The 17,448-nt window shown below is 44.5% G+C and carries 20 protein-coding genes and 1 other RNA gene; 15 read left to right on the forward strand and 6 right to left on the reverse strand.

The genetic code is table 11. The features are described 5' to 3' along the window. The first annotated feature begins 674 nt into the window (after positions 1 to 674). Positions 675 to 2,240, forward strand: coding sequence for a HAMP domain-containing methyl-accepting chemotaxis protein (locus tag QUA27_RS04855; RefSeq protein WP_333066709.1), 1,566 nt, complete (start codon positions 675 to 677; stop codon positions 2,238 to 2,240). Positions 2,241 to 2,876: 636 nt separating this feature from the next. Beyond that, complete coding sequence (rbp, locus tag QUA27_RS04860) at positions 2,877 to 3,164, forward strand: RNA-binding regulator (protein WP_015179076.1); 288 nt, start codon at positions 2,877 to 2,879, stop codon at positions 3,162 to 3,164. On the opposite strand, the gene QUA27_RS04865 is transcribed toward rbp, so the two are convergent. The 3 genes from QUA27_RS04865 to QUA27_RS04875 form a co-directional block, all read right to left on the reverse strand. Then, positions 3,161 to 3,307 carry a hypothetical protein gene (locus QUA27_RS04865; RefSeq protein ID WP_333066710.1) on the reverse strand — a complete coding sequence of 49 codons (147 nt, stop codon included), beginning with the start codon at positions 3,305 to 3,307 and terminating at the stop codon, positions 3,161 to 3,163. The genes rbp and QUA27_RS04865 overlap by 4 nt on opposite strands. Before the next feature lie 126 nt (positions 3,308 to 3,433). After that, positions 3,434 to 3,880: a hypothetical protein gene (locus tag QUA27_RS04870; RefSeq protein WP_333066712.1), complete on the reverse strand. Its 447-nt coding sequence runs from the start codon at positions 3,878 to 3,880 to the stop codon at positions 3,434 to 3,436. Positions 3,881 to 4,214: 334 nt separating this feature from the next. Further along, complete coding sequence (locus QUA27_RS04875) at positions 4,215 to 6,701, reverse strand: putative PEP-binding protein (protein WP_333066713.1); 2,487 nt, start codon at positions 6,699 to 6,701, stop codon at positions 4,215 to 4,217. A 72-nt stretch (positions 6,702 to 6,773) separates the two neighbouring features. On the opposite strand from QUA27_RS04875, the gene QUA27_RS04880 reads away from it, so the two are divergent. After that, positions 6,774 to 7,460, forward strand: a complete 687-nt coding sequence (locus QUA27_RS04880; protein ID WP_333066715.1) for a ComF family protein — start codon at positions 6,774 to 6,776, stop codon at positions 7,458 to 7,460. Between the two features lie 131 nt (positions 7,461 to 7,591). Here QUA27_RS04880 and QUA27_RS04885 read toward each other — a convergent pair whose 3' ends face one another. Beyond that, positions 7,592 to 8,146: a 2'-5' RNA ligase family protein gene (locus QUA27_RS04885; protein WP_333066716.1), complete on the reverse strand. Its 555-nt coding sequence runs from the start codon at positions 8,144 to 8,146 to the stop codon at positions 7,592 to 7,594. A gap of 120 nt (positions 8,147 to 8,266) precedes the next feature. Between QUA27_RS04885 and QUA27_RS04890 the strand changes: the two genes are divergently transcribed. The 12 genes from QUA27_RS04890 (at position 8,267) to QUA27_RS04945 (ending at position 16,781) form a co-directional block, all read left to right on the forward strand. Continuing rightward, entirely contained in the window at positions 8,267 to 8,533 is a 267-nt protein-coding gene (locus QUA27_RS04890) for a YciI family protein (RefSeq protein ID WP_006632991.1), read from the forward strand. 23 nt (positions 8,534 to 8,556) lie between these two features. Next, an RNA gene (ffs, locus tag QUA27_RS04895) (signal recognition particle sRNA small type) lies at positions 8,557 to 8,653 on the forward strand. Between the two features lie 23 nt (positions 8,654 to 8,676). Next, positions 8,677 to 9,057, forward strand: a complete 381-nt coding sequence (locus QUA27_RS04900; RefSeq protein WP_333040711.1) for a phasin family protein — start codon at positions 8,677 to 8,679, stop codon at positions 9,055 to 9,057. A gap of 198 nt (positions 9,058 to 9,255) precedes the next feature. Beyond that, positions 9,256 to 9,699 (forward strand): hypothetical protein, encoded by a 444-nt coding sequence (locus QUA27_RS04905; RefSeq protein WP_333066718.1) that lies wholly within the window; start codon positions 9,256 to 9,258, stop codon positions 9,697 to 9,699. A gap of 34 nt (positions 9,700 to 9,733) precedes the next feature. Next, positions 9,734 to 10,309, forward strand: a complete 576-nt coding sequence (locus QUA27_RS04910; protein WP_333066720.1) for a Uma2 family endonuclease — start codon at positions 9,734 to 9,736, stop codon at positions 10,307 to 10,309. A 90-nt stretch (positions 10,310 to 10,399) separates the two neighbouring features. Continuing rightward, positions 10,400 to 11,746, forward strand: a complete 1,347-nt coding sequence (locus tag QUA27_RS04915) for a DNA phosphorothioation system restriction enzyme (RefSeq protein WP_333066876.1) — start codon at positions 10,400 to 10,402, stop codon at positions 11,744 to 11,746. An 85-nt stretch (positions 11,747 to 11,831) separates the two neighbouring features. Next, on the forward strand, positions 11,832 to 12,107 hold the full coding sequence (locus QUA27_RS04920; RefSeq protein WP_333066721.1) for a hypothetical protein: 276 nt from the start codon (positions 11,832 to 11,834) through the stop codon (positions 12,105 to 12,107). Beyond that, on the forward strand, positions 12,104 to 14,170 hold the full coding sequence (locus QUA27_RS04925) for an AAA family ATPase (RefSeq protein ID WP_333066722.1): 2,067 nt from the start codon (positions 12,104 to 12,106) through the stop codon (positions 14,168 to 14,170). Before QUA27_RS04920 ends, QUA27_RS04925 begins: the two co-directional genes overlap by 4 nt. Then, positions 14,160 to 14,816, forward strand: a complete 657-nt coding sequence (locus QUA27_RS04930; protein WP_333066724.1) for a Uma2 family endonuclease — start codon at positions 14,160 to 14,162, stop codon at positions 14,814 to 14,816. The genes QUA27_RS04925 and QUA27_RS04930 overlap by 11 nt, the downstream gene beginning before the upstream one ends. A gap of 12 nt (positions 14,817 to 14,828) precedes the next feature. Beyond that, a complete protein-coding gene (locus QUA27_RS04935) occupies positions 14,829 to 15,149 on the forward strand; it encodes a nucleoside triphosphate pyrophosphohydrolase (RefSeq protein WP_333066725.1) in 321 nt (106 codons plus the stop codon). A gap of 92 nt (positions 15,150 to 15,241) precedes the next feature. After that, positions 15,242 to 15,712 carry a DNA phosphorothioation-associated protein 4 gene (locus tag QUA27_RS04940; RefSeq protein ID WP_333066726.1) on the forward strand — a complete coding sequence of 157 codons (471 nt, stop codon included), beginning with the start codon at positions 15,242 to 15,244 and terminating at the stop codon, positions 15,710 to 15,712. A gap of 10 nt (positions 15,713 to 15,722) precedes the next feature. Further along, a complete protein-coding gene (locus QUA27_RS04945; protein ID WP_333066727.1) occupies positions 15,723 to 16,781 on the forward strand; it encodes an endonuclease/exonuclease/phosphatase family protein in 1,059 nt (352 codons plus the stop codon). A gap of 12 nt (positions 16,782 to 16,793) precedes the next feature. Here the strand turns inward: QUA27_RS04945 and QUA27_RS04950 are convergent, their stop codons facing one another. Next, positions 16,794 to 17,186 carry a type II toxin-antitoxin system VapC family toxin gene (locus QUA27_RS04950; protein ID WP_333066728.1) on the reverse strand — a complete coding sequence of 131 codons (393 nt, stop codon included), beginning with the start codon at positions 17,184 to 17,186 and terminating at the stop codon, positions 16,794 to 16,796. Continuing rightward, positions 17,187 to 17,438 (reverse strand): DUF2281 domain-containing protein, encoded by a 252-nt coding sequence (locus QUA27_RS04955; RefSeq protein ID WP_333066729.1) that lies wholly within the window; start codon positions 17,436 to 17,438, stop codon positions 17,187 to 17,189. Positions 17,439 to 17,448 lie beyond the last annotated feature (10 nt).

Genomic DNA, 17,448 nt, shown 5'->3' on the forward strand with positions numbered 1-17,448 from the left:
TCGGTTTAAGTAATTTTTTGGACAAAACTGAGAACTCCCAAAAAACAGTTAGGTATGAATTTTTGTGAGATTGCTTCCGTAATGATAAACATCGATAATTTCTTGTCTAAAATCAAGATAATCAGCTTTCATTGCTAGTAATGTATGATGTTTTCAATGCTTGGCAAACAAACGTGCTGTGAGTGGAGGGGGCGTCTCCTCTACTTAGGGTGATGCTGTGACTCTTGAGCGAATTATAATTCATTTATCTTATATTTTATATTTTACCGTTATGAATGAGTCAACAATATGATACCTAATCTGCCTCACAAAGGCTTTATCTCTGAACTCTAAACTTAATTATAATCTTACCACTTTTTATAATTGGCGTGGGCAGGCTTGGTTTGTGTAAAGCCAGGTTTTAAGCTGTAGACTAAAGGGGTTTATAAAAATGAATTCAGCATGATGACAACCAAAAAGCTACCGTAACTGCGTCGTCACCCCAAATCGATAGCGACTTTCAGGATCGCGAGTTACCGCTCAATTAATTACTAATTTTAAAAGGTAAAATCTCAAAGCTAAAATCTTAATAGGTACTTGATCTACTGGAGAAAAGCTATAATATACAAGATATGTTGAGGATGACAGCGAGGATAACTGTAGTAGAAGGAAGCAGAAATAGTATGTTGAGAAAAATGAATTTACAAACCAGACTGATCGGCGCCTTTCTGATTATGGGACTTTTAGTATTTTTAGTTGCTTGGGTAGGATGGAACTCAACATCTAATCTCAGTCAACACATAGGTACTATAGGTAAAAATAATTTACCGAGTATTGAAGGATTATTTAAAATTAACGAGGGACAAACCCAAATTGAGTCATCCGAGAGAGCGCTAATTAATTCTGCCCTCAGTCAAGCACAAAGGCAAGATGCCTTAAACAGAATGGACAAGGCTTGGCAGCAGATTCAAGATGGGTTTAAAGCATACGAAGCCACTCCACGTACCGCAGATGAAAACGCACTATATCAACAAATGCTTAAGTATTGGGAGAAGTGGAAGCAGGAAGATCAAGAACTCCTGCGAATTAATCAAGAATTTGAGAAATTGGGAATTTTGAATCCTTTGGGCTTGCAGCTAAACCTAATTAATCAAGGTAAAAGTAATTCGCCCGAAATGGCAAGAGCCAAGACAGCTAGTAACCTTTTGAATGAACTCAGTCAGCAATCTAAGGTAATTCGCATTGAATATATAAAGGCAGAACAAGCGATTTTAGCAGTAATTGAATCCAACCGAAAGCAAGCAGATGATGCTTATAAAACCGCACAAAATGATAGTAGTGATACTCAAGTAGCTGTATTATTGGGTATGACAGTTGGACCGCTAACAGCGATTATTTTAGGAATAGCTTTAAGCATAGCGATCGCCAAACCTTTAGATAATGCCCTGAAAGGTATTATTAATATGATTGTCAGTTCTTCTACCGAGATCGCTGCGACAATAGAGCAACAGGAACGTATTGCTGTACAACAAGCTGCTTCTGTTAATCAAACAACTACCACCATGGATGAATTGGGCGCATCATCGAGGCAATCAGCTATGCAAGCCGAGTCAGCTCTTGAGAATGCCAGTAATGTCTTAAACTTGGCCGCAGAAGGCAGTAAAGTAGTGCATAAAACCCAGCAGGGAATGTTGAGTTTGACTGAAAAAGTCGGAGCGATCGCCGATCAAGTTTTACATTTGAGCCAGCAAACCAATCAGATTGCTAATATTACCAATTTAGTCAGCGATTTGGCTAATCAAACTAATATGCTGGCAATTAACGCTACAGTGGAAGCAGTACGCAGCGGAGAACAAGGAAAAGGGTTTGGGGTGGTAGCGACGGAAATTCGCAGACTGGCCGATCAAAGCAAAAAATCGTCGGATCAGATTAATGATTTAATAAACGGTATTAAGAATTCCATTAATAAAACAGTGATGGTAACAGATGAGGGCAAGAAAACTTTAGATAATAGCCTAAAATTGACTGAAGGTACGGCGGATAATTTTAACAATGTTGCTAATGCTATTAACAGTGTAGTTGTGAGCAGTCAGCAAATTTATCTGAATACCAAACAGCAGGCGATCGCTATTGAGCAAGTGGTAGATGCGATGAATGTTCTGAGTAAAGGAGCAACGGAAACAGCCAGCGGTATTACCCAAAGTCGAATCGGCACTCAAACACTTAACAAAGCTGCTTTAAATCTCACATCCTTAGTTTAAATGAGAAAAGTAATAGACTAAACTGGGGATTAAAGAGATGGAGAAAAAATCTTCCCAATTCCTCATTTCCAATTTGCAATTCCCAATTTTGCCCAAGGATTGAAGGTGACATCTCCCCGTTTAGAAAGGGGTGGGCAGATGTGAAGTACGTTTGCTCAAAGGCCTGTCTAGATGTGTATAGCAATTCTCAAGTTAATGAGGTACAGATTTAAATTTTAGATTAAAGAATGGAAGAAGTGGGGAATTGGTAATTAACTGCCAAGTACCTCACGAAAGTTGAAAACCGCTATATCCAAGATCGCGATCCAGAGCAGCCTAATATCTTATACCTTGTTACTCGCTTTATTTCCGAAGATGCTTGGCGATGCGTCGCCCACCTATCACTGATCTGATTAAAATCAAGTATTGTTCAGGGGTGGAATTCCTCGCCGCCCCAAAACTCATATCCGGACTCGCCATGCGGATGAGTGAGGATATGAGTTTTGATTAAGCTAACTATTGCAGCCAGTACCAAGAGTTGGTCAGTGCGGCAAACCCTTTTAGTCAGAGTCGATCGCCCAGTTGTATGCCAGATAGCACTTGACAGTTAAATTAAAAGGTTATTATGTATAGCACAACAAGTTCAGTTCGATCGACATGACTATCTATATTGGAAATCTGTCTTACCGCGCCACCGAAGAAGACCTGAAAGCAGTATTTGCAGAATACGGCACAGTCAAGCGAGTTGTCTTGCCTACCGACAGGGAAACCGGTCGGATGCGCGGTTTTGCATTTGTTGAGATGATGGAGGATGCCCAAGAAGACGCTGCAATTGCCGAATTAGACGGTGCAGAGTGGATGGGACGCCCCTTGCGAGTGAACAAAGCTAAACCGAAAGAAGAGGGAAATCGAGGCGCAGGTATCAAGAGAAACGACGGATATTAGTCCGCGATGCGGCGGTTGACATCCTCTCGAAACCCACCTGATGCACCAGTGCGCCAGTAGCGCCGAATTGCAAACAGCAGTTGATTTTGGGGATGAAATGTCAAATCCGCTGCACAAAAATATCGCTTCTTTATGGGCTGCACTTGATTCCTAACTTTTTGAGAAAGACAGAATTTATGCACGCTAGTCTAGAAACCCGATTTCTGCCGCGATACCTCGCTGGTAAAAGCAAAATTTATCAGGAGAAACCGGGTTGATGAGCGTTAGTCTTAGAAAGAGTAAACCCGCCCTTTTTCATCAATATAAACTGACCGGTCTTGCCTAGTGCGGGGGTCTGATCTGGTGATGCGAATCGTCACAATGTTTGTCTGCGAGTCAACGTTATAGTCGTATTTCAAAGTTGCGCTTCCTCCTGTGGCATTAATCGGAATATTGGCAATATCGCCGGTGCGATTGCTGATCCGAACAATGATGTTTTTGCTGGCTCCGACGGGCAAGGATGACAAGCTGGCACCTGATGGACCGTATTCTAAGTTTAATCCCGTTTCATTTAACAGTCTGAGGGTAATGTTGCGAGTATTGTCAACCTGCGCTTGAGGTTGCCAGAATCCGGGTTTGGTGCCACCGTCAGTTGCAGGTTGAGATAATGCTGGATAGGGATGCAGAAAGCCCAGGGCGGCAAGTATTGCTGCGGTTGCAATAATTTTTGATTTCACTGTTGGTACCTCCGGGTCAAGAGTTGGTGATATTTCTATCCTAGCTTTAAAATCGGATGTTAGTGGAAGGAAGAAGGAAGAAGGAAGAGGGAAGAAGGAAGAAGGAAGAAGGAAGAAGCAATAAAAGGAATCAAAGCAGGGGTTTGAGAAAGTAAGAATTTCCTAACCGTCAGGGCGGTTGCTATATCTACTCAGAAACCGGGTTTCTGTAGTTGTTAATATTCCTGGACGCACGGGTTGTCTAGAAATCCGATTTCTGAGCGGGTGGCTGCTTGCCAAAGCTATGATTTAGATTAGAAATCGAATTTTTGGGGTCAAGTGAGTCCGGGAGTGGTTAATTGTTAATTATCGATCGAGCGAGTTCTAGGAGTAGGCGCTGTTCGGCGCGGACGATCGCCCTACAAGTTTGTTCTACAGCATCGACATTGACCGAAATAGACGAAATTCCCCATCGCACGAAGGATTCCACTGTTTCGGGATACAATGCGGGAGCGTCGCCGCAGATTGAGCAAGGAATGCCGGCGGCCCGGGCCTGTTTGATTAATTGTTCGATCGCCCTCATCACTGCTCGATCGCGCCCGTTGAAAGCACCTGCTACCTGGTCGGAGTGGCGGTTAATACCTAACAGCAATTGGGTTAAATCGTTGGTGCCGATGGAAATTCCTTGAACTCCTGCTTTTACGTAATCTGGCAATAAAAATAACACCGAAGGAACTTCCGCCATAATCCACATCTGAAACTCGGTTGAGCGGTTTTTCCAAACAGTTTCTAAGCGCTGGCGGCAGTAGATAAACTCGTCAACTGAGCGCACAAAAGGCAAAATTAAATTAACATTCGTATGGCCTGACTCGCCGACTTTTTGAAGTACGCAGAGTTCCCAATCAAATAATTCCGGTTCAAAGGTATAACTGAAACTGCCGTGGGCGCCGGACTCCCGTAAATCGAGAGAGCGATAAAATATTGGCCGCGGCGAAACGGCAGCAGCAAATAAGCTGAGGCAATCCGCCATGCGATCGACAAATTCCGATTGGCGGCCGTCTTGCAGCCAAACTTTGGGGTTTTGACAGTCCAAAGCTTCTAATGCCATTAATTCCGATCGCAGCAATCCGATGCCGTCTATTGGCAGATTTTTGAGGCGGTCGATCGAACTTGTTTGGCTGACATTAACTAGCAGTTGAGTCGCCGTTGGTGGGCCCCAAACATATTGAGTAGACTCAGATTGTCGAGATTTAGGCGCGGAATTGGACGATCGATCGGAGATAGAAGATTGGTGCTTGGCTATTGACATTTTGGCTGCTGTACTGTAGATATTTGTCTTTTTTGCTGTGTCCCGAAGTCGGCCGCTGTCTCCTGTCTCGATCGCATCGTGTTGGGCGAGGGCAAAAACTTCTCCGCTATCGCCGTCTACCAAAACCGAATCGCCCGAGGCGATCGCCCGAGTGGCCCCGGCCACTCCCACAACGGCGGGAATCCCCAATTCTCTCGCTAAAATGGCGCCATGGCCTGTCATACCTCCTTGTTCCGCAACCACCCCAGCAGCAACCTTCAGCCAAGGCAGCCAATTCGGCTCGATTGTCCGGGCTACCAAAATGCCTCCGGCTAAGAATTCCGCGTTTTCTGGGTGGGAATTAGTCATAACTTGGGCAATTGCTTCGGCTTTTCCTGATGCTGCTGCCACACCTCTGAGTATGGCAGGAGTTCGGGCTGGGGCGATCGAGTTTGGCTGCGGGAGGGCGATCGAGTTTTCCTCTAGTGGCGCGACTTTTTCCGCTTTCACAAGACGAACTTGAGTGAAATAAAACTGCGGTTCGCTGCAGTTGGCTGTCTGGTTTAGCGTCCACTCCAAAATTACATCCGAGTCAAATTCTGCGATCGCTTTTTTACTCAATTCAATGATTTTTTGCAGTTGCGCTTCCTCTAAAACGTATTCTGTTTGTGCTTCCTCTCCCAGCGCTAAAACTTGCACGCAACAATCAGCAAAATCAGGAATTATAAATGGAGAATCAGAAATTGGGAAAGCAGCAAACTTGCCCAGCAGCAGTTTTTTTTTCGGTTCACCATCGCCGACTTTGAGATTGTAGGCTAATGTTTTGTAACCGATCCGCTGGAATTTAACCGCCCTTGTTTCCGGCTGCACTTGATAGTAATCGGGGATGGTTTCTCCCCTAGCGAGGGACAATCCCAAACCGCTGGTGGCTTGGATTTCCCACTGTGCGCCCGCCTTTGCTTTCACATCGCCTGCGGCGATCGCTTCTTGAAGTGGCTGCACCAAAACTGCGGGATTGATTTGCTGTACCCGCAGGCCGCACCGCTGCCAGTAAAATAGACTTCGGGCTCTGAACATTTCTGCCCAAGCTCGTTGGAGTCCTGCCCCAATGGCTTCGGGTTCTGCCCGTACTGCCTGAGATTCCAGAATGCCGAATGTTTTCGGGTTCCAGGAAGTCAGGGAAGGGCGAAAAATTAAGGCTGTGGAGTTTAAGTTTGACTTGGAGTTGAGTTGACTAACAGCAGACTCTAGGGTGGAGAGCAGTGAATCTGGCAGTTTGCTGGCGAGGATTTGGTGGCGGATGCTGCGGGCGATCGATTGCAGTTGTCTGGGTTCATCGACATTCAAGTGCAGGGAAGAGTGTGGCCAGTCAGCAAACAGCGGTTCTAGGCACTCGATCGACTCTAAAAACTGCCAGAATGTGGTAGCCGGCACGACAAAACCCGGTACAACAGGATGATTTTTCTGGAGCAAACAGCTCAAGTAAAATGCTTTTTCTCCCACTGTATCTCGGTCTGAAGGTTGAATTTTGTCTAACCAGTAGAGGTTTTTCACGCTGCGAGCCTGTTCGTGGAAACTGATTGAAGTTGAAAGTTTTTCCCATTAATCACTTACGACAATTTTAGGATGAACAAGCGACAATGGACGGGATTAGTCAAATCTTTTCTCAATCTATTTCTTAAGTCTAACTGTCCTCTTTGTCAGCGACCGGCCGCCGGAGAGTTTTGTTTGTACTGTCACAAGCAACTTCAGCGATGTCAGTTAAGCGATTCCGGTAGATTTTGGAATTCTGAGCAGCGTGTTTTTGTGTGGGGTGAGTATGGCGGGGCTCTCAAACGCGCGATCGCAGCTTTGAAATATGACGGCAATCCGCAATTAGCCAAACCTCTAGGCGGCTGGCTGGCAGAAGCTTGGCTGAGTTTTCCGGAATTAGCTATAGACAATCTAACAGTTGTACCGATTCCCATGCACAAAGAAAAGGTCAAGGAGCGCGGTTTTAACCAAGCAGAACTGTTGGCTGAAAGTTTTTGCGAGCTGACTGGTTTGCCTTTGCAGCGGCACGGTTTGGAGCGGGTGAAAAATACTCAGGCTTTATTCGCTCTGACGCCACAGCAGCGCCAAGCGGAAATGAAAAATGCTTTAAGTTTGGGGAAAGATTTTCGTCGCCGCCTTCCGCGCGATCGAGTGCTGTTAGTTGATGATATTTACACTAGCGGTACTACGGTTAAGTCGGCAATTCAAATATTGAAACTGTCGGGAATTTCGGTTTACGGAACTGTGGCACTGGCAACTCCGAATAAGAGCGATCGGTAAGTTGTGACTGGCTTTAATTTTAAACAGGTTTGTAGTGAAGAAATGATATTGATCGGGATTTGCTAATAAGATTTTTTGGGAAAACGAACCGCGAAGACGCTAAGGACACGAAAAAAGAGAAGGGAGAGAGTTTAGGCTGGAAGCGGGAATTGGTTGCTGATGTTCCAACGGCTGCCGTCGTGAAGCAGTAAAGTTAATGCCGAAGCGGTAAACTCAAAGTGGAGCGATCGCCCTGCAAATTCCAACCAAGCCGTTTGAAAATTCTCTTTAGTTAAATCGCGAAAGGCTACTGTCATGTGTGGTACAAAGGGGCGAGTCTGAGAAACTCGATCGACTATTCCCAAATTTGCCTCCAAATAACTCATCAAATCTTTGTGAATCTCCAGCAATTCGGGCGATTTGACAACATCAACGTAAATGACGCGGGGCGCGAAAGCAGCAAAACCGGACAGAGTAACGGGAATGGGCAGCCGATTTGCAGAAAACTGGTTCAAACTTTCCTCTAATTTGGGAACATCCTCCGCTAACGAGTGAAAAGGAGGTTGCAGCGTGATGTGCGGCGGCGAATTCAAAGCACCGCGGCTGTTGTAGTGTTCCGCAAAATACTGTTGAATCTCAGTAATGTGCTGTTCAATATCGGGAGGCGGCACTAGGGCAATAAAAAATCGCTGTTTTGACTGGTTCATCGGATAACATCGCAGTTAAGAAAGGATGGTGCAAAATGGAATAGAGAGCATTTGCCCTAGATCCCATTGGTGATCACCCATTCCCAATCTAAAATATAAAATCTAAAATCCCAAATAAAAATGCCTTGGTTTGTCAAAATTGAGCAAGGAATTGTCGAAAAGCCTGTCTTTGACCAATACGTGCCAGCTCACAGAGCTTATGTCCGAGAGTTGATTTCTAAAGGACACCGAGCGAAAACTGGCTACTGGGGGCGGCGGGGCGGCGGTATGTTGCTGTTTGAGGCGGGTTCGATGGATGAGGCGAAGGCGATCGTCGCTGAAGACCCGCTGGTGAAGAACGGTTGCGTTATTTATGAAATTTATCACTGGTGTGTGGTTGAAGAATAAATAACTGTGTTATACTCATTTATGAACTGGACCCACGCGATTCCAACGCCCAAATCTTGTCAGGACCGGAAGGTAGCAGCAACACGGGATGCTTGTAATAGGCGTGGTCTCCGGTTCACCCAGTTTTATGAGGTGTAGCTCCTATGCCTGGTTTCGGAGATATTTTACAAAAAGCAGTTTACCTTGGTGTCGGGCTAGCTTCCTACGCTGGTGAAAAAGCTGGCAGCAAGTTAACTGAATTACGCACTGAAGCCCAAAAGCTGGCAGACGAATTGGTGAAGCGGGGCGAGATGTCCACGGAAGAAGCTCGCCGCTTTGTTGATGACATGGTGCAACAGGCTCAGCAGCAGCCTCCCGTAGCATCGGCTGGGAACGAAAAACCCGCTGAACCTCGGCGGATTGAAATTATTTCTGAGGAAGAAGATGTCTCGGCAAAAGATGCTAAAGAGACAGGCGGCGTAGACAAGCTCCGCGAACAGGTGCAGAATTTACAAGAGGAATTGCGGCGGTTGAAGCGGGATTAAGCAGGAAAAAGCTCGCTCAGCAAAGCATGAAGGGAACTCAGGATAATACTCTTGAGTTCCCTTTTTGAATATCTCTCCTGTCAGATGTGGACGGATATCAGGCAATAGGTAATAGAATTGAAAGTAGGTGCGATCGCTTCGCATGAGGCTGGCTGCACTTGTCTGTAAAATATTTTGTAATAGCCAACTGTCAAATTCATGGAAGATTGGTCTAAAGATTTTTTTGGAGCAATGGAAAATGCTGTTTCTGAAGTAGAGCATTTTTTCAGCGACATCAGCGAAGAGTTTGTCGAAATGCTGGACGTTTTGGCAAAAATGTCGGAAGAGTTTACTGAACAAGTACAAAATAATCTGATTAACGACATTGACGGTTATTTCAATGAATTTGACGGTTTATTTAATGAATTTATCGAACCGATAATTGAAATTTGCCGCGACTTCGACCCGCAATTTGATGAGATAGATTTGTCGATGGTGACTTATGTAGACCCTTCGCCGACGCAGCAGCCGGCTTGTCGCGGTTGCCGCAACTATCACGGTCAAGTTTACGGGGGAAATTTGTTGGTTTGTGCGATGCACCCTACTGGTGTGGAATCCGAAAGTTGTGCTGATTGGGAAACAGACGGCGATGCAGATTTTTGATGGCCCAGTTGAGTTGTTGAGGGGTTAATGGCTTATGGTAACGTCAATTCAGCCTCCGTCAAAGATTTCTCTGGAAGAGTTTCTGCTATTGCCAGAGACTAAGCCGGCTAGCGAGTATGTTGACGGTCAAATTTATCAAAAAGCTATGCCCCAAGGAAAACACAGCACGTTACAATTCGAGTTTCCATCTGTTATTAATCGAGTTGGCAAACCGCAGAAGTTAGCTTATGCGTTTCCAGAATTGCGCTGCTCTTTTGATGGAAGTTCTATTGTTCCAGACATAGCAGTGTTCGAGTGGCCGCGCATTCCTCTGAATTCTCAGGGAAAGATTGAAAATAGGTTTGAAATTGCGCCGGATTGGACAATTGAGATTTTATCGCCGGAGCAAAGTTCAACTCGCGTAATTAATAAGATTCTGTTTTGCCTCAAGAATCATACTAAATTAGGTTGGCTGATTGACCCGGAAGAAGAATTGGTAATTGTTTTTAAACCGCAGCAGGAACCTGAGATTAAAGAGAATGAAGATCTTTTACCTGTGCTCGATGTGCTGTCGGATTTGCAACTGTCGGCGGATGATTTGTTTGGGCTGTTAAGTTTCGATCGCCAGTGAGTTAAAGTTGAGTATAGGGAATTTTGCATCTAACGGCATTTAAAGGTGAATCGCTCAACGGCTAATAGTTCGCAATTTGGATTTCCGAAAATGCCGCCATCGCTGCAATTGCGACAGTATCAGCGAGTGGCGGTTGCTAATTGGTTTGCGAATCAGGGGCGCGGTACGCTGAAAATGGCGACGGGTAGCGGGAAGACGATTACTGCACTGGCGATCGCCACTGAATTATACAACAAAATTAACCTGCAAGTTCTGCTCGTAATTTGCCCTTACTGCCACCTGGTGAATCAGTGGGCGCGCGAATCGGAGAAATTTGGTTTAAAACCTATTTTGGCTTTTGATAGCGCCCGCAGTTGGCAAAACAAGCTGGCTGCGGGTTTGTATGAAGTGCGATCAGGCGAGCGAGCATTTCTCACAATCATCACTACCAATGCTACCTTAATGGGAGATAGCTTGCGATCGCAACTGCGCTATTTCCCAGAAAAAACCCTGATTATTGGAGACGAAGTTCACAACTTAGGCGCGCCCCGTTTAGGAGAAAGTTTGCCGCGCAATATTGGACTGCGACTCGCCCTTTCCGCCACCCCAGAAAGGCATTTCGACGAACAAGGAACCGAAGCGATTTTAGATTATTTCGGCCCTGTTTTGCAGCCGGAACTCACCTTAGCCGACGCCATCCGCCAAAAAGCATTAGTACATTATTTATACTATCCAATTTTAGTAGAATTGACAGAAGCCGAAACCCGCAAGTATTCCCGCTTAACTCAAAAAATTGGCTGGGCGCTTTGGGGCGATGAAAAAGTAGAAGAAAATGATGCTTTAACAACTTTATTAATGCAGCGAGCCCGGTTGATTGGGGCTGCAGCTAATAAATTAACAGCTTTGCGAGAATTAATGATTCACCGTCTCGACACAGCCCACACTTTATTTTACTGCGGCGACGGTGCGATCGAAGGAGGTGCGCGCCGAAATAATAACCGCCAACTAACAGAAACCGCGAAGTTATTGGGTTCAGAATTAGGCTACCGAGTTAACACTTATACTGCAGCAACTCCTTTAGCAGAAAGAGAACGATTGCGCCAGCAATTTGAGAGTGGAGAATTGCAAGGTTTGGTAGCGATTCGGTGTTTGGATGAAGGCGTTGATATTCCAGCAATTCGCAATGCTGTAATTTTAGCAAGCAGCAGCAATCCGCGCCAGTTTATTCAGCGCCGAGGACGCATTTTGCGGCCGCATCCGGGGAAGGAAAGGGCAACTTTATTTGACATGATAGTTTTGCCTCCAGATTTGGGTCGTGAAACCTTAGAAGTCGAGCGCAATTTGCTGCGAAAAGAGTTGAAGCGGTTCTTGGAATTTGCCGATTTAGCCGACAATGCTGGGGAAGCTAGAGTGAAATTGCTGCAACTTCAGAAGCGTTACGGGCTATTAGACATTTGACATTTATTAAGGTTCGGTTTATGTTTGAGAATAGAGAATTATTTGATCGCAGTTTGAGTTTCTAGCTTTTAATATTTGAAAAAAAATGACTGAAAATCTGCATGAAAATCTGATTATGGCATTTAGATATGAAGATAGTGCGATCGCATCCGTACCGACAACCATTTTAGCAGAAAAGCGTTCTTCTTATCAAACTCATCACGAATTCAGCGACGTACAGCAACCTATTACTAGCGCGCCGCCAGAAGTCAGACAAATTATTGAGCGGGTATTGGAACTTGAAAAAGATAAGTTGTACATGAGAGCTCCCCGCCACATTAACGATGACATTTTAAAAATCATTAAGGAAGCAATTGTATGAAGTTAATCTCAATTACTCTGTGCAACTTTCGTCAATTTTACGGCAAAAGTCCTGAAATTAAACTAGCTTGGGGTCGGCAAAATATTACAGTAATTCACGGTAATAACGGCGCTGGAAAAACTGCCTTGATGAATGCTTTTACGTGGGTACTTTACGGAGAATTTAGCGCAGCTTTTGCGGCAGAAGAACAATTAGTAAACAAGCGCGCTCTGGCTGAGGCGGAAATGGGAAAAGCCGTAGGTTGTTGGGCGGAGATTGTGTTTGAACACGACAGCATGCGCTATCAAGCAAAACGCATCTGTCGTGCTTATAAAAGTGAAAATACTGTAGAACATGGCAAGGCTGAATTGTTTCTGACTGTAGCAAAAGATAACGGTCTCTGGCTGAAGCCGGATCAGCATCCCGATGATATTATCGGGCGGATTTTGCCGGAAAGTTTACATAAATATTTCTTTTTTGACGGGGAGCGAATCGAGCAAATTGTCCGCTATGACAAGAAGGCAGAAATTGCGGAAGCTACTAAGGAGTTGCTGGGGGTGGAAGTCTTGAATCGATCGATCCGGCATTTACTAGAAGCAAAAAAATCTCTAGAGACAGATTTAAATATAATTGGGAATGCTGAAACGAAGAAACTTTTAAAAGATAAGCAAAAAATTGAGCAAGAAGCTGAGAAACTTGCAAGCAGACAAGTAGAAATCGAGCGGGAATTGGCAAACCAAGGAGAGTTAAAAAAAGCAGTTAATGGTAATTTTTTGGAACTCAGCGGTGCTGCCGATTTGCAAAAATTGCGAGACGAATTGGAAATGCAGAAAATTTTATTGAAGCAACAAATTGTCCAGGCTACAGATGCTCTAAAACGAGCAATTTCTGTGCGTGGTTACGCGGTTTTTCTGTCAGATGCGGTGGCTGAATTTGAAGTAATAGTAGGGGGCTTACGAGAAGGTGGCTCGTTGCTTTCGGGGATTCAGCGGCCGTTTTTGGAAGAGTTATTAGCGCAGCAGCGGTGTATCTGCGGGGCGGAATTAGTGGAGGGTTCTGAATCTCGCCAACAGGTTAGCGGTTGGATGGATAAAGCAGGAATTGGGGATGTGGAAGAAACAACTATTCGGATTAGCGATCGCGTCAATGAAATTGATAGGCAAGTGGCTGGTTTTTGGGAGGAAATTGACCGACAACAAGCCAATATCAGCCGTGACAGAACCGAACTTTCTCGGGTGGAAAATCAGCTAGACGATATTCACAACAAGCTGCGAAATTTTCCTGACGGCGATGTCAGCCGCTTGCAAAAGCGCTTGGATGAAATTGAGGCAAAAATTGGCGATTTGCACCGGGAAACAGGCTCTAACCAGCAGCAGATTGAGAGTTTGAAGGCGTCGATCGCGAATCTGGACAAGCAAATCGACAAGCAGCAACTGAATGAGCAAAGGCAAGTATTAGCCCAGCGCCGGATTGCTGCGACTCAGGATGCGATCGATCGCCTAACTGAAGTGCGATCGCGCTTAGAAAAACAGTTTTGTTCTCAGTTGGAAAAGCGGGTGCAAGATATTTTCAGTCAAATTTCTTTTACTCCTTACATCCCCAAGTTGAGCGATAAATACGAACTGACGCTAGTAGAAAATACGTCGGGTAAAGAATCTTTGGTTGCCGCTTCTACGGGAGAAAATCAAATTCTCAGTTTGTCGTTTATCGGGGGAATTATTGAGGGCGTGCGTGAGTGGAGTCAAAAAAATACTTTGATGGGCCCGGATAGCAGTACGTTTCCAATTGTGATGGATTCTCCCTTTGGCAGTTTGGACGAGATTTATCGCAAGCAAATTGCCAATAAACTACCGAAGTTGGCGAATCAATTGGTAGTTTTGGTAACAAAAACTCAGTGGCGTGGAGAAGTTGCTCAAGAGATGGAAAGCTTCATCGGCAGGGAATACGTGCTGGTGTACAATTCTCCGAAAGCTGATTGTGAAGAAGATGCGATCGAACTGGGCGGGACGCGCTATCCTTTAGTTAAGCGCAGTCCAAATGAGTTTGAATATACAGAAATTGTAGAGGTGGATTATGGCTTCTAATTCGGCAATTACGCAGGTTTTGGAAACGGATATTTGGGTGAAGGCGACGTGGGAAGAGTTTCTGAATTTTGCTGAGAATTCAGCATGGGAAAAGGGCAAGTTTTATTACTATCAAGAACGCATGAGAGTAGAAATGTCACCAGTAGGGCCATTGCACGGGCGTCAAAATTCAATTGTGGCCTGTGTAGTTATTCTGTTTGCAACATTCAGAAATATCCGAGTAGTTCAGTTTACTAACACCAGTTTTCGCAAAGCAGGGATCGGCGAGTTTCAACCTGATTTAGCTTACTACATTGGTTCAGATTTGAGAGTTCCTCCTAATGACAGCAATTCACCTGTTGATTTGGATGAATACGATCCGCCTAATTTGGTAATAGAAATTGGTGCATCTTCTTTTAACGATGATTTAGGCAGTAAGCGGTTGCTTTACGAAAATGCAGGAATTAGTGAATATTGGGTTGAACGTGCACACACGCGGGAGGTTTTTGCGTTTGCGATTAATAACGGATGTAGCGGGAGAATTCAAGAGTCGCGGGTTTTGCCTGGGCTGGAAATCCGGTTAGTTGAGGAAGCTTTGAACCGCAGTCAAACCCAAGATGATGGGGAAATTAATCGCTGGTTGATTCAAACTTTTAGTCAAGGTTGAAGGGAGTTGGACGTGGAAAAAGAGTATCATAAGTTGGTGCGCGATCGCATTCCTGAAATTATTCGCCAAAGTGGGAACGAATGCGAGGTTGTAATTTTGTCGGATGCAGAATACCGTCAAGCTTTGCTGCGGAAATTAATTGAAGAAGCAGGGGAAGCGGCGGAGGCTGATGAGGAAGATTTGGTGGCGGAATTGGCGGATTTGTATGAAGTAATAGATGCGGTGATGGCGAGTTTTGGCATTTCGGCCGATCGACTTTTGGCCGAACAAACGAAGCGGCGGGAAGCCAGAGGAGGTTTTGCACAAAAAATTATGTTGTTGCGGACATTCTGAAAATTATCTGCCTTAATCTGTGTTTATCTGCCTCTAATCTGCGGTTACTCTATCAATCAAATTACTCAGTTAAAAATCACATATTAATCCCAATGGCTGCTAACAAAATTAGAATTGCTAAAGATAAAGCCGATTTAGTCAAATCCTTAACTTTATCGGATAACAACTCCGCGCCATTTCAGACTTACGCCGATGTCATCGCGTTTGCCGCAGCGTTGGGAAATCAGCGGAAAAAACGATCGCCCTTGGGAGAAATTTCTAAACGAGAACCGGGGGCAATAGATGTTGATATCTTTGTATCCAGGGGTTACGATATGGCGATTAAATTAATTGCGATCGCCGAAACTAAAAATCCTCAAATTCTCTCCCATCTCGACGAAAAATTGGAAGCACAACGCTTGCAAATTTTTGAAGAATATGCTAATGGTGGACTGGAAATTTTGCGCGAAGAGTTGCGGGGCGCGGCGGATTATACCGATCGCCTTTTGTTGGTTTTGATTTCAGAAAGAGACAACCAACATCGGTCAAATGAAGAATTCGATTTAAGCAAGTTTTTATTTTAATAGGTTCCCAATGATGCACATCCCAAAAGATATAATCAAGAGATGCTTAAAGCAAGCTGCAAAATTTCTTGCTTACAGTTACTCAGCATTTATTATCTGCTATTTGCTTCTCAAACTAATCTTTTGGGATCAAATAGGAATTATTGCCTTAGTTAGCACTTTTAGCCCCTTAATTTTCTTACCTACTTTCCTGCTTACCATCATCGCATTGTTAATTATAAAAAAAAGATGGTTCACTATTATTTCTGCGATCGCCTGCATTCTCCTAATAAGTTGGCTGCACGTCAAATACTTTTCTCCCGCACCTATCAACATCACAGATTCGCAGCCCAGCATCAAAATTTTATCCCATAACCTCAGTTGGCATAAAACTCAGTCACCTACTTTATTTAAACTGATTCAGAAGCAAAAACCCGATATTATATTTTTACAAGAAATCGTTAGGAAACATACCGAAAGAGCTTTCACCTGGTTAAAAGCAGACTACCCCTATCAAATTGGCACTCCCCCTGTAGGAATTCTCAGTAAATATCCAATTGTATCTAGCGAAATACTGCACTTAGCCGGCCATCCAGAAACGCAGCAGCGGGCCATTATTAAATTTAACGAACAAGAAGTAGTGATTTATAATATGCAAGCTACCGGGCCGTGGTTGAAACTCTCTAAAAAATGGCGTTTTCTCAAAGTTCCAGTTTACAAATATGACAAACGATCGCCTGAAATTCAAGATTTAGTGCAGCGAGTTGAGCGAGAAACTCTGCCAGTAATTGTCGCGGGCGATTTTAATATGACCGACGAAACTCAAGACTATGACAGGGTGCAGAAAGTCATGCAAGATTCTTTCCGAAAATCTGGATTGGGGTTTGGTTTTACCTGGCCTCACGGTTGGGAACTTAAATTCTTGGTAAAAAGGTCGAATTGGAGATTAAATTATCCCGTTTTCCGGATTGATTATATTTGGTATTCCAAGCATTGGGCTGCTAAATCTAGTTCGGTTTTGAAGGCCACGGAGTCCGATCATTTGCCTGTAGGAGCAGAACTTATTTTGTTAAAGGAAGCCAGATTGTGAGAAGTTTTATAGTCAATACCAGTCTGCGATTGCGAGTTCCGAAACTCTAGAAAATTCGTTGACATTGTGGGTGACGAGAGTCGCTTGGAGGGCTACGGCTGTCCCTGCAATCAAAACATCGATCGGACCGATGGGAGTACCTTGTTGCTCCAACTGGGCGCGAATGGTAGCAGCCGCAAGAGCAGCATCGCGATCGAAAGGAATAACGTTAACTCTGCTCAAAAATTGCTGAAGTTGTTGGGTGTGTTTTGCCGGCGAATTTGATTTAGCAATGCCGACTTGCAACTCAAAAAGGACGATCGTAGAAACGACTATTTCCTGGGGAGAAACATTAGCAAGATTTTGAGCAACTTCTCCTTGACCTTTGAAATAATAGATCAAAGTGTTGGTATCCAAAACGTACATTTACAGACTCTCCCGCAGGATGTCTTGTCCGGATTCAGCACGAATATCTTCCAAGGGTGGAAAATCTTTTGCCCAAGTTCCAGCAAGGGAAAAAACAAGTTCAGTCCAAGGAATCGGAGAGTCTACGGTGTCTGTTGGTTGGTTTGCGCTCAGGTGCTTGGCACAAACGAATTCAGCGAAAGTGAGAATTTCGCTGGCTTGGTCTTTGGGAAGGGTTTTGACGATTGCGTAAATCTGTTCAGCGATGGTCATAATCTGGTTC

The sequence above is a fragment of the Microcoleus harperi Pol14_C6 genome (genome assembly GCF_036701295.1).
In the GTDB taxonomy this organism is placed as follows: Bacteria; Cyanobacteriota; Cyanobacteriia; order Cyanobacteriales; family Microcoleaceae; genus Microcoleus.